Below are 12,612 nucleotides of genomic sequence, written 5' to 3'. Positions count from 1 at the left end.
GCCGATCGATCTTCATCGCCGAAGATTTCATCCCGACCTCCTCGAAGCGCAACCGGCAGGGTCGTTCGCCCGCCCGCCTACCAGTCGTCCATGCCGTCGACGCTGTTGAGCGGATCGCCGCTCTGCTTCTTCTTCGACTGACCCGAGCCGCGCGAGTGATCGTCGTCGCTCCAGGTGTCCATTCCGTTCTCATGATCGAGCGGGTCGGAGCTGCGCGAGGCCTTCGCACGTCGGCCGTTGCCCGCGGCGTTCACCAGCTCGTGGACGACGTGGCCGACCTCTTCCTTGAGCTGACCGAGCTCATTGCCCTGGAAGACGACCTTGCGGAACGCGAGCCGCTTGCCGTCCTTGATCTCGAACAGCCCGACGAGCAGCTCGGTCTGGTCGACGCCGCGCAGGGTGCGCAGCGTCCCGATGATCGCCCGGTCCACTCCCAGCGTCTTGCCCAGGGAAGAGATGGTGGTGTCGTCCTCTTCGCGCGGGACCTCGGCGGCGACCTGGTCCAGGAGCTTGTCGTAGGTCTGCCACGCCGGCGTCGGCTCGAGGTCCGCGTCCAGCTCCTGCGGCTCGGGGCGGATGTCCACGATCTGTCCCCAGCGGGTGAAGCCCGGGTGCTCGACGCGGACCAAGTGCTGGCCGACCTCGACCTGCGGCAGGGTCATCGGGGTGTAGCCCTCGAACTTTCCGTCCAGGAAGACGCGCGCCCCGGCGGGGTGGCTCTTCACCATCGCGTTCTCGCGCAGGGCGGCGTTGACGCTCGTCGCCACCGTCGCCTTCAGGGTAATGAAGTCCTTGGCGAAGATCTTCGGCGAGAGCTCGTAGGTCGGATCGAGCGAGAGCAGGCTGAGCAGGTTCAGTCGTGACTCGTCCACCTCGCCGCGCCGGTGCAGCACCGCCGCGTACATCGCGATCGCGTCGCAATAATGGCCGCAGTCGGTCATCGCCGCGGCGGCCTTCGCGTACTCCTTCAGGGTCGCGTGCAGCTTGCGCTCGGCGTCGTCGTAGTCGCCATCATCGAAGGCGGCCTTGCTCTCGGCATACCCGATATCCGAATGCTTGAGCGCCTCGGCGGCGGTGGCGTCGACCGGCAGCCCGAAGAGTTCCTCGGGCTTCTTCACCGTGAGGAGCGGGTCGCTCGCGAGCGTCTCGTCCATGTCGAGCTCGAGCTTGAGGCTGGGGGCCTCGGCCGAGCGGTCCATCGGGATGAGCAGGGTGGTGTAGCGGCTCGGCGTGGGCGCCGTGGAGCCGAACGCGAGCGCCGGAAGGAGCAGGAGCGAGAGCGGGTTCATGAAGGTCCGTCGCAAGGAGGCTTCGCCGATTCTAACTGCCGGAAAAGGGGACGGAGAAAGTTAAATGCCATCGAGCTTTTCTTCCGTCCGCGAAGGTCTCCCGGGCCGCCGCACGCTCACTGGGCGGCCCAAGGTCTTTTCCGCCATGGCCTGAAAGCGTTTGCTTCCAAAGGCGCGTTCCTGCTGCAGGTGCTGGCGAATGGCGATCAGCTCGTCATCGCTGACGCCTTGCTTGAGCCACGCCCGATAGGCTTGGGCGCGCACCTGTGGCGTAGCCCCCATCTCAATGAAGCAGGCATGGGGTGTCACCAATGAGTCTTCGCAAAGTGCCAGGTTGGCATGCACGCTGGACCAGTGGTGATGTTCGGGCCTCTCGACCATCGCGGCGCGAACCGGGTTGAGCTCGATATACCGATACGCGGTGAGCAGGTAGCGGTCCGAGTCGACCAGACAGGATTTGAAGCGTCCTTCCCACAGCGTTCCAGTGCGTCCATGGCGACGGTTGAAAGCGGTGACATAAGCCTGACCCAGTTGGCGCATGCCCAGCGATACCTGGCCGGACCCGTCGGAACTGACGAACAGGTGCACGTGATTGCCCATCAAAACGTAGGCGTGGATGCGCAGGCCGTGGCTCGCGGCGCTCTCGCCCAGCAGACGGAGATAGTGGCGCCGGTCTTCGTCATCCAGAAAGATGGCACATCGATTGACCCCACGTTGGGTGATGTGGAGCGGTACCCCGGGAATTTCCAGGCGAGCTTGGCGAGGCATGCGAGGGGCCGTGGATGACGCGCCAGTGTCCGCGTGCACAGCTGTGGATGGCATCGGCGAGACGAGATGGCGTGGGTGAGTGTAAGCCGGGTCTGAAGGTCGTTTAATTTCCTCCGTCCCGGTTTCGTCCATCGTCCCGGTTTCGTCGTCCATGACGCCTTGCGTCATATGACGGCTGGCGTTATGGTGACCCGTGATCAGGAACTTTGCCGACAAGGAAGCGGAAAAGATCTGGGGCGGAACGCCATCCCGGCGCCTGCCTGCCGATATCCAATCCGTGGCACGTCGCAAGCTGCGTATGCTCGGGAACGCCTCCGTGCTGGATGATCTGCGTGTTCCACCGGCCAATCGACTCGAAGCCCTCAAGGGCAATTGCAAAGGCCAGTACAGCATCCGGATCAACGATCAATGGCGCATCTGTTTTCGATGGATCGAGGGTGACGCCCACGACGTGGAAATCGTCGATTACCACTGAATACCAACGAGTCGATCATGAAGAGCCTGCCCAACATCCATCCCGGCGAAGTGCTGCTTGAGGAGTTTCTGACGCCCATGGGCATCAGCCAGAACGCCTTGGCGCGCGCTGCCGGCGTGCCGCCGCGCCGTATCAACGAGATCGTGCTTGGCAAGCGTGGTGTTACCGCGGATACCGCGGTGCGTCTGGCTGTGGCGCTGGGGACCAGTGAGCGCTTCTGGCTGGGACTCCAGGCAGACTACGATCTGGAAGAGGCTCACCGTGCGCTTGGCAAGGCTGTCGACCAGATTGAGCGGATTGCAGCATGACTTTCCTGTCGAGGGACCACGGCGGCGAGATCGCCACCGAGATCGAACTGATCCGCTCGACCGAGGAAGAGAAGGGGCAGCAGATCGCCAACGTGAAGCGGTATGGGGAGGCGCGCAATGCGCTGGCGTCAGACAGCCTCAAGGTTCTGCAGGTGACGGCGCGCGATCGGCGCAATGTGTTCGAGCAGCTGATCGAGGCGGTGAAGTACAACTCGCTGGGGCAGATCAGCCATGCGCTGTATGACGTCGGCGGCGAATACCGTCGCAATATGTAACCCAGGTCCCGCCTGGTCGAGCAGAGACATCCGCGCGCTGTTGCGCGCGCAGCGTGGCCGGCTCAACATGCAGGAAGTGCAGGGGTACTTCGCGTTGTTCGATCGCCAGGAGATGCTGGATGAACTGCTCGCCGAAATCGCCAACGACAAAGCATGACGGTGTCCGCGAGCCGTTGGTCGGTAGCGACGTGCTGGATGTCGTGCAGGCGGGCAGGGGAGATCTTTCGGATTGGGTGGAGTTGGTGGAGTTGGTGGAGGCGGTGGAGGCGTTGTGCCCGGTGTGGCCGAAAGTGGGTGTGACGAGGGCGGGGACTTATAGGCTTTGATGGTTTGACACAGTCGGAAGTGAACCTGATCCCCGTTTCCGGCTTTCGCCGATGCGGCTTCCGGTGGAGCGGCGTCTATGGCGGCCGAAATTCGGCATCACAGTTGCTCGCAGCGCAGCCGATCAAGAAATAATCGCTACTTCTTTGCATTGGGGGTCGAATGGAAGCGTTCGTTGGGTCGGCTTTTTTGATCAAGCTTTCCGAGAAAGTTGGTGCCTCGGTTGTGTTGCGACTTTTGTCGAAAATTGACCCTAGACTTCTCTTGGCGCGTGCGCAATACAAGAAAAGGCTGACCGGGAAGCTTAAAGAGATGCCCTTCCTATTCAAGGATATGAATCTTAGTGCACGCGACGATTACGTCGCCTTGGATGTTCTAACTATCTCCAGTGGTAATGCAGGGCGCAGTGTTTCGGCGCTACCAGACTTCTCTGGTCCGCTACCCAAGTTTAAAGCACATCCGCGCGCCCTAATATTTGGCGATGGCGGTTACGGAAAGACCACGCTCTTCAGAAATTTGGCGCTTCGGGCCTTAGAAAGGAAGCCATGGGAGAAGTTGTTTGGAAAGCGTGGCGTATTACCATTATACCTCCCGTTAAAAGTGGTAAAAACATCTTCTGATTTCCCAATCATTGACGCGATTCAAGCGCTTGATCCATATTTCGCCAGCGCGCGGGGCCTTCGACGGCTGATGAAGTTGGGAAATTCCGGGAGATTAGTTCTGTTTCTTGATGGTTACGATGAAATGCCATACACGGGCGGCTTCGATCACGCTAAACGCGAGATCGAGTTTATATTTGGCAACAGATTTTCCCACCGGAATCGAAATCAGTCGGTTGGCGAAAATGCATTTAATACATCACAATTTGCGCCAGCGTATTACGCGCTTAGACAGGCAAGAGTTTATCTCGCTTCGCGTTTTGAATTTTATGAATACAGTCCCATTGTAGCCAGTCCCGATGTGCAAAAATGGGTTGTCAAGGGATTGGAGGATAGGCGCATTCAGTTGGTGGAAAAAATATTCTCCAGGTATCGTCTCAAAAGCCCATCTTCTTCGGGAAATGATCTAAATGCGGAACTTTTTCTGCAAGAATTGACGCGAACCGGAGATAAGAGCGTTAATGACCTAAGTCGGAGTCCGCTTTTCCTGACGGTGATGTGCTATGTGTACGCAAAGAACGTCGGCTCTAGTGGATCTAAGGTTTTTTCACTGGGGGCAAGTGATCTCAGCAAAACTTGCGTTCGGTTACTATTGGAAGATCTCGATAAATATAAATCCCGCGATGCCTCACAGTCCGACCGGCAGGCAATTCTAAATCGGCGGGCTGCCTATCCCGAGGAGAAATATTCGTTTCTCTCCTACTTTGCTGTAAAGCTTTATGAGTGCGAAAAATCGTTTTTTGATGAGGAATTTGTAACTGAGCGTGCCAAGACATTTTTCTCATCAGAGTTTGAAGGTTCGTCTGCGGACGAAATTATCCGAGGACTTGATTCTGATGAAGCTGCCTCCAACATTGTGAAGCAAATAATTTTTTCGGGTATTTTCGTTCTCGTTGATAAGCGAGACGGAGTCCGCTATCTGGATTTTCCGCATCGCAAGTTCAGGGAGGCTTTGGCTGTCGATTATTTTTCTCACACTAGTCGTATTGATCGCCTCGTCGCATCTATTTCAAAAAAACCATATGCCGAGCTAGTCTTGGCTTTTATCGAACAGTCGATGCAGCGCCAGCCTGTGATTGATAAGTTGGTCAAACTCGTCGCGGAGGCGGCGGCACCACATGTGGCTGTATTGTTCGTTGATGTGCTAAAGCGCCTGTCCTCAGACGAGGCGGAGCAGGCGGTGATGAAGCTGCTAGATGCTTCAGACGGCAAGTCGACATTGCAATTACCAGCTGGCGTGCTTTCCTATCTTCCAAGTGGGCCTTCGCACTGGCGGTATTTCAGGGAGAAGTTAACCAATTCCATCGCTGGGCGCGACGGACTGCTTGTACATCGTTGGGCGGTGGTGTCAGCTAAGGTGGATATTTCTCTGGCGACGGATGTTGCGGAGAATCTAGCGACATCTGATTGTGGTTTCGTGACCTTGCGATATCTTGTTCATTCGCCGCTAGTTGTTGAGGCTTCGTCGCCGATTGTTGGTTGCTATGTGGTATCCGGCTTCCAAGAGGGAAACGGGAGCTTGGTACTGGCAGATTTGATTAAGATTTTCTACGCGGGAAAGTCTTTGGAGGCTAAGGGACAGTTCAAGGCTTGGTTACGCTTTGTCGTGGGTGAGCGTAATGAGCTTGGTGCCGATAGCATGCGTAAGTTCTGCCGCGCCCGAGACGATGAGGATGTTGAGCGGCTTTTGGAGGCTACCCGTGAACTTAGGCCGGCGTTCGTTGCGCACGCATAGTAAAAATGATAGTGGGTCCGATAACGGGGTTAAGTTCACTTATCGTAGATTTGTATGTGAGCCTGCCCCTGTTTTTTGCGGAAGCCGGGACGGAGGCTGAGTTTTCCCCACGTTTTCATGCTGCCACAGCCATCTGATCGAGCAGTGCCGGAGATGGCTTTCGTATCTGCTCCATGAGCTCTTCGAGCCTGGCGTTTGACCATCGTCGCAGCAGCGCCTCACGGCCCAGCCGCATGATCGAGTACAGCCGTCGCTTGGATCGAAACGGCGCCAGCCATTGATCTATCCCTGCGGTTTCGCAAGCCATGCCGACCAGCCAGCTGGCGAAGGCTGCCATCGTGTGGAGCAACAGCAACACTTCGATGCGCTTGTCCTTGCGGGTCAGGCTGTCTTCAAAGGCATGACCGTAGCGGGGGTTCTACCCCGTTTTCGCGGACAGTTGAGTCAAGGCCGTAAAGGCCCGATCCCGAACTTCGATCCTGCGTTGCATCCCGGGATCCGGTGCGATCGTCGCCGATGACTCTTCCGGGCGTTTGGCCACTTAAACGGCTCATTAACGCGGCGCTTGAAACCGTTTCTGGCGACCCTACTTGGGATTCGCCAGCCCGTATGGCTGGCACGCCGGGCCACTTGGCCGGCGGAACGTCCCATGTTGCTTGAAAGAGGATATGGCCATGCGTAACAGCCTTTTTGATCTTGCCCCGCTGCATCGGTCGAGCGTCGGTTTCGACCGGATCTTCGATTTGCTGGAGAACGCCACCCGCGCGCAGTCGGTCGACAGTTGGCCGCCGTACGACACGGTAAAGCTCAGCGATGACCGTTACCGCATCACCATGGCGGTCGCCGGCTTCAATCGTGAGGAGCTGGATATCGCCGTGCAGCCGAACCTGCTGGTGGTGTCCGGCGAGCGCAAGAGCGCCGAGCAGGAAGGCGAGTTCCTGTATCGCGGTATAGCGAGCCGCGCCTTCACGCGTCGCTTCGAGCTTGCCGACCACGTCAAGGTGACGAGCGCCAATCTTGTCGATGGCCTGCTGACCATCGAGTTGCAGCGGGAGGTGCCCGAATCGCTGCGGCCGCGCCGGATCGCGATCACCTCGACTCCGACCGGCGCCACGCTGGAGCAGAGCCCGCAGCGCCAGATCGAGAGCCATGCTGCGTAAAGCCGGGTTCCGGCCTGATGCCGGAGCTTGACGACTGCGGTTGTGTCTTGCGGCCCGCCACTTGGCGGGCCGTCTTTTTCAGCCGGGCGAAATGGTGACACCTTTTACCGTTATTGCTTTTACCTATTCGGCCACCGTCTGCCCCGAGCCTCCCAGTTCGGCCGGGAAGTCGCGCATCTTCGGCAAGCCATCCTTCAGCGGCAATACGGTCTCGGCGTAATTGACGTGCACGGCGGGTACGAAACGGAGATCCGGAAGCATCGACGCAAACACATCGACCAGCCCCCATTGCGGGTGCGCCGTCATCAAGTGGCCACCGCAGACGGTGCAGAACTGGCGGTCGCTGTTGGCCGACTTGCGCACATGACCGATCGAGTCGGCGCCTTTCGTGACGCGGACGTTTTCCGGCTTCCATAGCGTAAAGGCGTTCACCGGCGAAGCCGACCAGGCGCGGCACGACCCGCAGTGGCAGTAGCCCATTGCCTCGGGCTCCCCTTGGGCTTCGAGCTCGACAATGCCGCAGAAACAGGTGCCACGATGCGCTTCGGTCATGACCCTTCTCCCAACCCGTGTGGCCGCAGCCTGCGCCTTGGCTGGTAAAGAACCCGTCGCGAAGACGTTTTGATCGGCAAGAGCAAAAAGGTGTCAGGGACAATTACTGACAGCCGACGGGTCGCAAGGATGAGGGTGGGCGCGGCGCGTCCCGATCGTCGCGGGGGGGGCGAAATGGTGGCCCGCCCCTTACCCCCTGCACAGGAATCGGCGCATTAAGCCGCCGCACGTTTCCACAGGTTTTCCCAACCCAGCCCGCGAAAGCACGGACCCATGGTCGCTTCGGAGAATTTGATGTCGTTGTATCGGGCGTTCCACTCCATGATCTTGGTCTGGCTGTCCTGATCGATGCAGACATCCCAGCCGACGCAAAGCATGTGCGGACAGCTGGCGTGCAAGGATCTGCACAGCTCCGCGGCAACGCTGAAATGGGGAATGGCATGCCCTGCGAAATGAAATAGTGTGTCCGGGTGTTTGTCGGTCCTGCGCCAATTGTGCAGGTACGCGATGTCATTGAGCGTGCCCGTCCTGGTGTCGACGGCAACCCTCACATGGCTGCGGCAGCGCACGATCTCGTCGACCTCCCGCCCCACCCTGAGATAGGCCGCCTTTACCGCCACGGTGCCATCGAGTTCCCTCGCCGTGGTTATGCGCACGGTGGCGGTGGATCCAGTGCTGATGGCCGCGAAGAATTCATGCTGTTTTATCGGCGCCTGAAAGACGCCGTCGACAAGCCGGTCATGGCCAACCCGGGGGAAATCCTCGCGGGTCATGATCACCACGCCCCGCCCCTGGAAGGAGTTGTCGCTCTTGAAGAAAACACGCCCGTCATGTTCGAACAAGAGCTCGATCAGATCCGTTTCGCGAATCGGCTTGAAGTCTCTATCGTAGTAGACGCCGTCGATAACGTAGGCGAGATCTGGCAAGGCTTCGGTATGGAGAATCCTGTTGGTGAATGATTTCAGGTTCACCACCTTGGCCGCTTCGCCGGATTTCAGGGGTTCGACGACCAGTCCGTAGTAGTTATCCGGGATCCAGCCCTCCTTGAACCCGCCGCTGATGGCGGCGTAGACGTGCATCCATGGCGCGTACTTGACGCTGCCCAACACTTCTCGCGAGTACTCGTTGGCTAGCCTGATCAATTTCCTGTCGGTTGGCCCCTGCTGACTTTCTATCGACCGCAGCACCGAGTGTGCCTGGTAATTGGAGCGCAGTTGGCGCAGCTCGCTGTAAACCTGCGCTGCCGCGGCGGCGCCGACGTTCCTCAGAGATTCTGCTGACATGACCATGGCGGCGCTCCGTAGGTTGAATGGCGGTACTTCCCGGTTGCCGCAGCACTTGTGCTGCATGCGGTGCCCTGCGTCTTGCATCTCAGTGGTGGGGAACATGTGCCCTTGTTGCGGGCACCGATTCCAGGCTCCATCGCAACCTTGGAGCAACGGCGTTCGTCAGTCCGCGATTTGCTCACGCGCTCATCCTGGCGAGGGAGCGGCGGCTCCTCTCCCAAAGTGGAGTGGAGTGGGCATAAGGAATCACCTGGCCCCAACGACATCTTGATACACCCTTCGGCAGCAGCGCAGAGCTTCGCCTATCCGGCCTCTGGCTACACCGGTATCAATCAACGACTCGTGAAGGCATCGAGCACGGCCGGAGCGGCCGAGTCGGGGATTCTCACCCGCGGCATCGTGCCTCCAGTCGCCGCATCGACACCGACGAAGGCCCGCGTCCCTGCGCCAAGCAGGGGTTCAAAACATGGGGCAGGTTGGTCAGGTTCGACTTTCAAAACAGGATCAGGTTCGACTTTGAGGTGAGCTGCAGGTTTTTCGGGGTCGCCCGATCTTGAACGGTGCGGTCGGCCGAGTCAGTTGGGCCTCGATAGCGCCGCAGAAGCGGTCGGGTCCAACGCATGCTGACGTTGAAGGTCTAGTCGTATCGCCAGCGCCGTTTCGCACCGCAGCCACTCAGTGCTCAACCTCCACCATCACCTCGTTGCGCCGCATGAACCACAAGGTCCACGGCGGGTTGTACTGCGCCAGCGATACCGGGCCGATGGCGTGAAGGCCATGCGAGGTGACCTGTGCCAGCAATTCGCGGGTATTCGATTGGACGTCCTCGGGCCTGGCCAGGCCTGAGAAGCGCAGGACGGCCAAACGGCTGGGTTCGGTGGCGCGCAGCGTGACCTTCGGGTCGTTGGGTATGGGCAGGGTTTGCAGGGTCCATGCGCCTGGCATGGTGAAGCGGACTACCCACGTGCCGGAAGCACCTTGCATCTGCTCCACCGGCGCGGTCATGGCGATCTTCTCGCTGGCGGCCTGCTGCGCCACTGGCGCTGTCATGGCAATGCTCCGACGCCTTTTGTTGGCGCCGAAGATGTAGCCCGCAAGCAGGCGGAAGCCCTTGCTGGCGGCTTCCTTCTGGTCGCCCTCTACGGTCACCTCGGCTACCGCGAGTGCGGGGTAGTCACGCAGTTCGAAGTTGCCGTCGCGAAGCACCGCTTTGTAGGGGGGCGTTTCAACGGCCATCGCGGTCGTTCCCAGCGTTGCGACCACCAGCAGGCCTGCGAGCGTCCATCGTTTCATGGCGATCGGGTACTCCGACTGTCTTCATGGTTTGGTCCGCGACGGTTCCGGGCATGGCTGCCGTGCCCGCGTCCCGAGATGAGGTACGCCCTCGTGCATCAGCGATGTGTGAGGACGCGGTTGATTCGCAGTACTTTCGGCACGTTTCACGGGATGTGGGCGGGTCTAGCGTTACCGCGCATCGATCATCCGATCCGCTCAAAGGGGGCGACATGCCAACCATGGACCGCCGCGCGTTCCTGAAATTGTCCGCCGCGCTGGGCGCGGCGCTCGCCGTTGGCTGCGTGCCGGTTCGCCCTTCGTCGAGCGGCTGGCGGGAGCGTCGTGATCTGTATCCGCAGGGTGTCGCGTCGGGCGATCCCGATGACCAAAGCGTCCTGCTGTGGACGCGACGCCCGTATGCGGACGGGCGCGCGAGCGGAACCTTGCTGGTCGAAGTGGCGGACGATGCGGCATTCACGCGCGTGATCGCGACGACGACGGTGCGGGTACTGGCCGAGTCCGACTGGACCTGCCGCGTGCTGGTCGCCGAACTGCAACCGGCACGCGAATACTGGTATCGCTTCACGGACGAGGACGGCAACGGCAGCCGGGTCGGTCGGACGCTGACGGCGCCCGTACCCGACGATCCGCGGCCGGCGCGCTTTGCCTTCGTCAGTTGCCAGGATGTCTGCGAGGGCGCGCTGAACGCCTATCGGCGGATGATCTGGGAGGACGAGCGCGCCGCGCCGGAGGACAGGCTCGGCTTCGTGCTGCACCTGGGCGACTTCGTCTACGAGGTTGTGCAGTACCCGGACCAGGTCAAGAACGGCCACCGCTACGATCGGCTCATCACGTTCCCGGTGCACTTCCCGCACGGCAAGATCGTTGCCAACAATCGCTTCTGGGTCCCCGCCTCGCTGGAGGACTACCGCGCGCTCTACCACGCCTACCTGCAGGATCCCGACCTGCAGGATGCGCGCGCACGATGGCCCTTTGTCGCGATGTGGGACAACCACGAATTCTCCTGGCAGGGCTGGCAGTCGATCCAGGAATTCGGTGAGGGCTTCGTGCCCGCGCAGACGCTCAAGGTCGCAGCCAACCAGGCATGGTTCGAATACCAACCGGCGCGCGTGTCGCCTCCGGGCCGCAGCCTGGAGGCCTTCGATGCGCCGCACGTGGTCGATACGCCGGTGGTCGACTTCGACGACGATGGCCTCGGACGCGAAGCCAACAACATCGCCGCGATCGACAGCCTTATCGCCTATCGCGCCCTGCGCTGGGGCCGGCACATCGACCTGATCATCACCGACCAGCACAGCTTCCGTTCGCGCGATCCCGGTAACCACGACGAAATCAAACCGCTGTTCGAAGGCGACTCGCTGGGCTGGGTCCCCGAGGAATTGGCGATGCAGCTCGACGCCGGCCGCGACTACGCCGACGGCCATCCGCCGGCGAAGTTGTCCTTCGGCGACAAGAGCGTGGCCAATTACCGCGCTGGCGAAGCCGCGCAGACGATGCTGGGGGCGAAGCAGAAGGCCTGGTTCCTCGAACGCCTGCGCGGCGCAAAGGCGACCTGGAAGATCTGGGGCAATTCGCTGGGAACCCCCGACTGGCGTGTCGATCCGCAGCATCTCCCGGCCGCGCTGGCCACATGGCCCGGTGCCGGCTTTGCCGTCATGGGCACCAGCGACTGGGGTGGCGCGTACCACGAACGCGGCGAGATCTTCGATGCCGTGCGCGATGCCGGCATCACCGGTTTCGCGATCGTCTCCGGCGATCGCCACAGTTTCTGGGCAGGCTATGCGGCCAAGGCCTTGCCGCCCGCCGCGTTCGAGCCCGTCGGCGTCACCTTCGTGGGCGGCTCGATCTCTTCCCCTGGCCTGTTCGAGGCTTACGAGCACAACCTGAAGAAGGACAATCCGTTGCGACCGTTGTACGTCGCCAATCCGGGTGGTGGACCGCCGCAGCCCACCGTCAATTTGCTATTGCACCATGGCGTGCGTTCGGCGCTGGAATACGCCAGCAGTGGCGACCTGCAGAAGGCGCACGCGTCGAGCAATCCGGACATGGCGCCGCACCTGTGCTTCGTCGACATGGGCGGACACGGTTACGCCACCGTCCGCGTGGATGCCGACGCGATGCAGACCGAGTTCGTGTGCATCCCGCGTCCGATCGAGCGAAGTCCACGCGAAGACGGCGGGCCGCTGCGCTATCGCGTGCGGCATGAGGTACCGCTGTGGCGCGCCGGCGAACGGCCACGCATGCGTCAGACGATCGTGGAAGGCGATCCGGGACTGGCGGTGTGAGGTGGAAGCCGTGGCCGTCCACGCGGGCGGCATGTGGCAGGCGTCCCAGGGTGGTTTCCACCATGCGCTGGCAGCGCTCGTCGTCGAGCGCAGGTTCCTGGCTTGCATGCGGGCGGCGGAGTTGCCGTCTTGATTCCATCGTCCCCTTGTGCCGGATCAGGCGAGCGCAATCAATTCAATTAGCCACGTCCCCGTTATTG

Annotated in this window: 12 protein-coding genes and 1 pseudogene; 7 read left to right on the top strand and 6 right to left on the bottom strand. The window is 60.7% G+C overall.

Translation table 11 applies throughout. The features are described from left to right. Nucleotides 1–77: 77 nt before the first annotated feature. A complete protein-coding gene (locus CIW53_RS05045; protein ID WP_149363611.1) occupies nt 78–1,289 on the bottom strand; it encodes a PEGA domain-containing protein in 1,212 nt (403 codons plus the stop codon). 60 nt (nt 1,290–1,349) lie between these two features. Further along, nucleotides 1,350–2,210: a transposase gene (locus CIW53_RS05040; RefSeq protein WP_343192144.1), complete on the bottom strand. Its 861-nt coding sequence runs from the start codon at nt 2,208–2,210 to the stop codon at nt 1,350–1,352. A 40-nt stretch (nt 2,211–2,250) separates the two neighbouring features. Between CIW53_RS05040 and CIW53_RS05035 the strand changes: the two genes are divergently transcribed. The 5 genes from CIW53_RS05035 (at nt 2,251) to CIW53_RS05015 (ending at nt 5,833) form a co-directional block, all read left to right on the top strand. Beyond that, entirely contained in the window at nt 2,251–2,532 is a 282-nt protein-coding gene (locus tag CIW53_RS05035) for a type II toxin-antitoxin system RelE/ParE family toxin (protein ID WP_149363610.1), read from the top strand. A 17-nt stretch (nt 2,533–2,549) separates the two neighbouring features. After that, entirely contained in the window at nt 2,550–2,840 is a 291-nt protein-coding gene (locus tag CIW53_RS05030) for a HigA family addiction module antitoxin (protein ID WP_149363609.1), read from the top strand. After that, a complete protein-coding gene (locus CIW53_RS05025) occupies nt 2,837–3,115 on the top strand; it encodes a methylmalonyl-CoA mutase (protein WP_197736625.1) in 279 nt (92 codons plus the stop codon). The genes CIW53_RS05030 and CIW53_RS05025 overlap by 4 nt, the downstream gene beginning before the upstream one ends. Further along, a complete protein-coding gene (locus CIW53_RS17635) occupies nt 3,081–3,272 on the top strand; it encodes a hypothetical protein (protein WP_172969581.1) in 192 nt (63 codons plus the stop codon). The genes CIW53_RS05025 and CIW53_RS17635 overlap by 35 nt, the downstream gene beginning before the upstream one ends. A gap of 329 nt (nt 3,273–3,601) precedes the next feature. Next, entirely contained in the window at nt 3,602–5,833 is a 2,232-nt protein-coding gene (locus CIW53_RS05015; RefSeq protein WP_149363607.1) for a hypothetical protein, read from the top strand. A gap of 115 nt (nt 5,834–5,948) precedes the next feature. Here CIW53_RS05015 and CIW53_RS05010 read toward each other — a convergent pair. Then, nucleotides 5,949–6,251, bottom strand: a pseudogene (locus CIW53_RS05010) (IS4 family transposase); the annotation flags it as partial. 256 nt (nt 6,252–6,507) lie between these two features. On the opposite strand from CIW53_RS05010, the gene CIW53_RS05005 reads away from it, so the two are divergent. Next, a complete protein-coding gene (locus CIW53_RS05005) occupies nt 6,508–6,993 on the top strand; it encodes an Hsp20 family protein (protein WP_149363606.1) in 486 nt (161 codons plus the stop codon). A 123-nt stretch (nt 6,994–7,116) separates the two neighbouring features. On the opposite strand, the gene CIW53_RS05000 is transcribed toward CIW53_RS05005, so the two are convergent. From CIW53_RS05000 to CIW53_RS04990, 3 genes are all read right to left on the bottom strand, one after another. Continuing rightward, entirely contained in the window at nt 7,117–7,545 is a 429-nt protein-coding gene (locus tag CIW53_RS05000; RefSeq protein WP_149363605.1) for a GFA family protein, read from the bottom strand. A gap of 215 nt (nt 7,546–7,760) precedes the next feature. Next, on the bottom strand, nt 7,761–8,933 hold the full coding sequence (locus CIW53_RS04995) for a sugar-transfer associated ATP-grasp domain-containing protein (RefSeq protein WP_149363604.1): 1,173 nt from the start codon (nt 8,931–8,933) through the stop codon (nt 7,761–7,763). Between the two features lie 573 nt (nt 8,934–9,506). Beyond that, on the bottom strand, nt 9,507–10,124 hold the full coding sequence (locus CIW53_RS04990; RefSeq protein ID WP_197736624.1) for a heme-binding protein: 618 nt from the start codon (nt 10,122–10,124) through the stop codon (nt 9,507–9,509). Between the two features lie 212 nt (nt 10,125–10,336). On the opposite strand from CIW53_RS04990, the gene CIW53_RS04985 reads away from it, so the two are divergent. After that, complete coding sequence (locus tag CIW53_RS04985; RefSeq protein WP_149363603.1) at nt 10,337–12,412, top strand: alkaline phosphatase D family protein; 2,076 nt, start codon at nt 10,337–10,339, stop codon at nt 12,410–12,412. Nucleotides 12,413–12,612: the final 200 nt, after the last annotated feature.

The organism is Rhodanobacter sp. T12-5, assembly GCF_008329435.1.
Classification (GTDB): Bacteria; Pseudomonadota; Gammaproteobacteria; order Xanthomonadales; family Rhodanobacteraceae; genus Rhodanobacter.
The sequence above is the reverse complement of the archived record's forward strand: the minus strand, read 5'-3'. Positions and strand labels throughout refer to the sequence as shown.

Excerpts from the sequence above, each read along its gene's own strand:
- CIW53_RS05040 (WP_343192144.1), bottom strand. The coding sequence starts at position 2,210 with ATGGACGACGAAACCGGGACGATGGACGAAACCGGGACGGAGGAAATT.
- CIW53_RS05030 (WP_149363609.1), top strand. The coding sequence starts at position 2,550 with ATGAAGAGCCTGCCCAACATCCATCCCGGCGAAGTGCTGCTTGAGGAG.
- CIW53_RS04990 (WP_197736624.1), bottom strand. The coding sequence starts at position 10,124 with ATGAAACGATGGACGCTCGCAGGCCTGCTGGTGGTCGCAACGCTGGGA.
- CIW53_RS05005 (WP_149363606.1), top strand. The coding sequence starts at position 6,508 with ATGCGTAACAGCCTTTTTGATCTTGCCCCGCTGCATCGGTCGAGCGTC.
- CIW53_RS04995 (WP_149363604.1), bottom strand. The coding sequence starts at position 8,933 with ATGTTCCCCACCACTGAGATGCAAGACGCAGGGCACCGCATGCAGCAC.
- CIW53_RS04985 (WP_149363603.1), top strand. The coding sequence starts at position 10,337 with ATGCCAACCATGGACCGCCGCGCGTTCCTGAAATTGTCCGCCGCGCTG.
- CIW53_RS17635 (WP_172969581.1), top strand. The coding sequence starts at position 3,081 with ATGACGTCGGCGGCGAATACCGTCGCAATATGTAACCCAGGTCCCGCC.
- CIW53_RS05015 (WP_149363607.1), top strand. The coding sequence starts at position 3,602 with ATGGAAGCGTTCGTTGGGTCGGCTTTTTTGATCAAGCTTTCCGAGAAA.
- CIW53_RS05025 (WP_197736625.1), top strand. The coding sequence starts at position 2,837 with ATGACTTTCCTGTCGAGGGACCACGGCGGCGAGATCGCCACCGAGATC.
- CIW53_RS05045 (WP_149363611.1), bottom strand. The coding sequence starts at position 1,289 with ATGAACCCGCTCTCGCTCCTGCTCCTTCCGGCGCTCGCGTTCGGCTCC.
- CIW53_RS05000 (WP_149363605.1), bottom strand. The coding sequence starts at position 7,545 with ATGACCGAAGCGCATCGTGGCACCTGTTTCTGCGGCATTGTCGAGCTC.